This window comes from Streptomyces sp. NPDC006265 (assembly GCF_040613555.1).
In the GTDB taxonomy this organism is placed as follows: Bacteria; Actinomycetota; Actinomycetes; order Streptomycetales; family Streptomycetaceae; genus Streptomyces.
Genome location: NZ_JBEXSH010000818.1, coordinates 1 through 4,113 on the forward strand (window position 1 = coordinate 1; position 4,113 = coordinate 4,113).

Genomic DNA, 4,113 nt, shown 5'->3' on the forward strand with positions numbered 1-4,113 from the left:
GGTACCCCCTGCTCGAGCGGAGTCGAGAGCTTGGGGGAGCGTGCCGGGCGTCGTGACGGGGCGAACGTTGCCTGTTGCGGCACTAGTGCCGCGGTACTGGGCCACGTCGGCAGACTGTTGCCCGGCCGGCTTCCGGCCGGGCAACGCCGTGCGTGGGTGCAGGCGGTGCCTCACCCGCACGGCAGGTCGTCAGCTCAGGATTGAGGCGTCAGCCGTCGAGCCAGTCGCCTGCGACGCCCGTGGGACGGTATCCGGTGGCGTTCCAGAGGAAATGCGGGTGGGCACAGCCGAACATGTAGGCGAGCAGTGCGGTGTCTTCCCTCCCGGTCTGAGGGTCGTGCAGGGTGTGGAAATTCTCGGATCCGACCACGCCGGCGTCCTGTTGGACATGACGGGCGCGGTCCGGCGATGGTGCGGCGCTGGATGCCTCCACGGCGGCGATGTAGGTGCGGCGCAAGATCTCCCATGTGCTGTCCGTGTTGCCGTACCAGGGGCCGTGCAGTGCTTCGAAGGCATGGAGCTCGGCGTCGAAGAGGGGCCATGACCGGGGGTATTGGGCTCGACACCGTGCGGACAGCTCGGCGGTCCGGGTGCTCAGTGCCGGTGCGGTGGGCCGCGGGGCGATGGTGAGGGTGGTGCCGTGGGTGAGGATGCCGGTGCACGGGTTGGGCTGCAGGTCGCACAGCGGGCACTCCTCGGCCGGGGGGAGGCCCTGGGTGATGCCGTCGAACCACAGGGCGTGGCGGCCCGTGAGCCCCATCCAGACGATGGTGGTGGTCATCAGCCAGGTGTTCCACATCGGGCTGTGGGCCTCGGGCATGCAGCCGTACTTGACGAGGGCTATCGCGCAGGCAGCGTAGAGCGCCTTGGTGTGGGTGGGCATGTCGGCGAGCCAGAAGTTGCTGATCTCGCCGGTGAGGGCGTCGGCCCGTACATCGGCCATGTCGTCGATGACGCGGCACAGCAGCAGGGAGGCGAGGTTCTCTTCCTGCCAGAGTTCGGTGTCGGGGGCGACGTGCCAGAACAGACAGTCCAGCATCTGCAGCGCTGAGTAGGTGCTCTGGTTGAGGGGGCTGGTCTGGGGGAGCGTGACGCCGCCCGCGTCGTGCTGTTGGAGCCAGTACTCGTCGACGGATCGCTTGTGGGCTGCGAAGAGTCCGGAGACCAGGGCCCGTGCGCTGTTGGTGCTGAAATTCTCGGCCAGGCGGCCTTCGACGTGTTGGGTGAGGCGCGTTGTGTCGATGGTGTCGATCACACGCTTGTATTCGTGGAAGACGAGGATGTCGTCCTCGAAGCGGTGGCGGTGGCCGAGATCTCGTTCGAGGTCGTTCATCTGCCGGGTCCAGGACCATCCACCGGTCAGGATGCTGTCGAGTTCCCGGCGGTATGGCCAGGTCTTGACGGTGAGGGGACGACCGGCGCTCTGCCGCCAACGGTAGTCGTCGAGCGTGCGTGCGGGGGGCGTGGGCAGCCGACGGCACAGAGGGCAGGCGCAGAAGCTTGTCTGCTCCTCCTCGCGCGGCGGGGTGAGTGCCCGGCTCCTCCAGGCCCCTTCCAGCATCGTGCAGGTCAGTCTGCAGAGCTCAACGTCGGTGCTGACTTGGGGGAAGGCTGCTTCGATCAAGCGCAGGCTGGTGTCGAGATGCCTCAACCTGGCGTAGCCCTCCTCGTCGGGCGGGAGAAACGCGGGCCGCGCCAGATGGAGGGCTCCCTCCACCTGCAGCGTGGTGCTGGAGTGGGGGGAGCCGAATGCGTTCAGCCGCTGCTGAGCGGCGTTCTGGGACCCTCGGTACTGCTCCGTGCTCCCCTTGATGTGTTTCACCAAGAGGCGGGCCAGGGTGTTCCCCGCCTCTGTGGGGTGGAGCTGGGCGCTTGGCTGCGCCGGGAGCGAGCTGTCGGCGGACGCCTTCGGAACAGCACCTGCGACTCGAGATTTCACACCGGTCTCCCAATGAGCTGTGGTCCTGGCAACGGGATCGATCGACCGTGGTCGTTGACCGGCCGTGTCCGGGAATCTTCTGTACTTTCCGCGACGGCCTCGCCGGACAGCCGGACTTGCGCGACCGGCTTTGACTCCTGCTACGAACGACCGTGAGGGGCACGACTGCTGCGATGACGGCACTCCTGCCGCAAGGCGAGCGCCTGCGTCGCCGCCTCAGCTGTGTTGATCCGAGGCGTGTGGGTAGCCGACCGGGGTGGCGAAGGGCAGGTCGAACCGGACGTCCTGAAGCATGCGTTTCCTTTCGGGAGACGGAACGCAGAGTCCCCCCACCCCTGCTGGCGGACGGCGCCGTGGCCGCCCGCACACTCGAACTGGGCTTCGCAGTCCGAAAGTTGAACCGAGAAGCGGTACGAGGCTGCCCATGACGTGAACAAGCCATTCCGTGACCCTGCCGTGATCTCCGTTACTGCTCGAAGCGCATGAGCTGCGTATACTCCCTCGCCCCTCACCCGGTATCGGCTCGTCCATCGAGCCTCCGGAGCCGCGGAACGCCACACTGGTCAACGTCCGTTCGACGACCGACCAGGAGGTTCACCGACGATGACGTCCGCACCCGTACGCAGCGCCGAGCAGCGCAAGAGGGACACCCTGCACCGCCTCGACCACGACGTGGACGCCTGGGTCGCCACGGCCGACGGCGCGTCGGGGACGCCCTACCTCGTCCCGCTGTCCTTCCTCTGGAACGGCTCGTACCTGCTGTTCGCCACGCTCGCGTCCAGCCCCACCGGACGGAACCTCGCCGCCTGTGGCCGGGCCCGGGTGGGCATCGGGCCGACCCGTGACGTCGTCCTCGTCGAGGGCACCGTCGAGACGGTCCAGCCCGGCGAGCTGACCGAGCAGGACGCCGAACTCTTCGCCGCCAAGACCGGGTTCGACCCCCGTCGGCTCGCCACGCCGTACCTCTACTTCCGTGTCGTGCCGCAGCGGGTGCAGGCCTGGCGGGAGGCCGACGAGCTCGATGGCCGCGAACTCATGTGCGACGGACGGTGGTTGAAGACAGACTGAATCCGTCGCTCCGGGATATCCGCAAGGTACGGGTCCGCGGGGCACGACCGCCCCGCGACCGGAATCCTGGAGGAGACATGGCACTGGTGAAAGCGGGGGTCCTCGTGCTCGACTGCGTCGAGCCCGAGAAGCTCGCCGTGTTCTACAAGGAACTGCTGGAGGGGCAGGAGTCGGACGCCACCGCCAACCGGGTGGAGATCAAGAGCGCCGACGGTTTCCGGATCGCACTGCGCCGGGACGTCAACGCGACCCCGCCCAGCTGGCCGCGTCCCGAGAACTCCCTCCAGACCCACCTGGAGTTCGTGGTCGACGACCTCGACGCGGTCGAACGCCGCGTCATCAGCCTCGGCGGCCGCCCCCTGGAGGCCAAGGAGCCCTCAGGCCCCCTGGAGGAGCGCGGCTACGCCGACCCGGCCGGCCACTCCTTCACCCTGCGCCGCACCGCCCCGACGGCACCCAAGCAGGGCTGAGCGACAGGTACGGCCGGTCGCCGGCAACGGCCGGATCCCGAGTCGGGTCCCGAAGGGGGTGCTGGCCAGGGCCGCATGGGCGGCCATGCCGGCGAGGATGCTCAGCAGCGCGTTGCGACGCCACAGGTGCAGGGCGACAGCGCCGGCCAGGGCGGCCGGCCGGGCCGCCACCCGCGGCTGGGCGACAGGAGGGTCGCGCAGACAGTGGACGACCAGGATGACCCCACACCGGCGAGGCATGCGCGTACTGAGGTAGCGCACGGCGGCGCCGACCCGCAGCGGGGCGAGGGCAGCGAAGAGCGGGGCGTGCAGCGGCCGGGTGACGGCGGCGGTGACGAGGGCCGGGACCACGGCGTACAGACCTGAGCGGGCTTCTCGCATCGGCGAGCCGCCGCACCGGCAACCCGGCGGTGAACAGGGCGAAGGCGGCGAGAAGCAGTTCCGCGGGCCGCGGTGGCCGGGCCGCGCCGCCTACGAAACCTCCCTGATGGGCAGGCTCAGCGGCCGGCCCGCCGTGCTGCGCCTCGAGTCCCAGCTCACCATGAAGGCGATCAAGGTGGACGGGCGAGGGCAGGCCGGCCCCGCCCGGCGGTCGCCGGGCGGGACCGCGCCGCTGTCAGTCCCGGCCGCCCTTCT

Annotated in this window: 4 protein-coding genes; 3 read left to right on the plus strand and 1 reads right to left on the minus strand. The window is 69.4% G+C overall.

Annotated elements, in window-relative coordinates:
* Nucleotides 1-208: 208 nt before the first annotated feature.
* Nucleotides 209-1,822, minus strand: a complete 1,614-nt coding sequence (locus tag ABZ281_RS40600; RefSeq protein WP_356662990.1) for a hypothetical protein — start codon at nucleotides 1,820-1,822, stop codon at nucleotides 209-211.
* A gap of 720 nt (nucleotides 1,823-2,542) precedes the next feature.
* Between ABZ281_RS40600 and ABZ281_RS40605 the strand changes: the two genes are divergently transcribed.
* The 3 genes from ABZ281_RS40605 (at nucleotide 2,543) to ABZ281_RS40615 (ending at nucleotide 3,843) form a co-directional block, all read left to right on the plus strand.
* Nucleotides 2,543-3,007 (plus strand): pyridoxamine 5'-phosphate oxidase family protein, encoded by a 465-nt coding sequence (locus tag ABZ281_RS40605; protein WP_356662991.1) that lies wholly within the window; start codon nucleotides 2,543-2,545, stop codon nucleotides 3,005-3,007.
* A gap of 77 nt (nucleotides 3,008-3,084) precedes the next feature.
* The gene (locus tag ABZ281_RS40610; protein ID WP_356662992.1) at nucleotides 3,085-3,477 is read left to right on the plus strand and encodes a VOC family protein; all 393 of its coding nucleotides are present in this window, start codon (nucleotides 3,085-3,087) and stop codon (nucleotides 3,475-3,477) included.
* Nucleotides 3,478-3,552: 75 nt separating this feature from the next.
* Nucleotides 3,553-3,843, plus strand: a complete 291-nt coding sequence (locus tag ABZ281_RS40615) for a hypothetical protein (protein ID WP_356662993.1) — start codon at nucleotides 3,553-3,555, stop codon at nucleotides 3,841-3,843.
* Nucleotides 3,844-4,113: the final 270 nt, after the last annotated feature.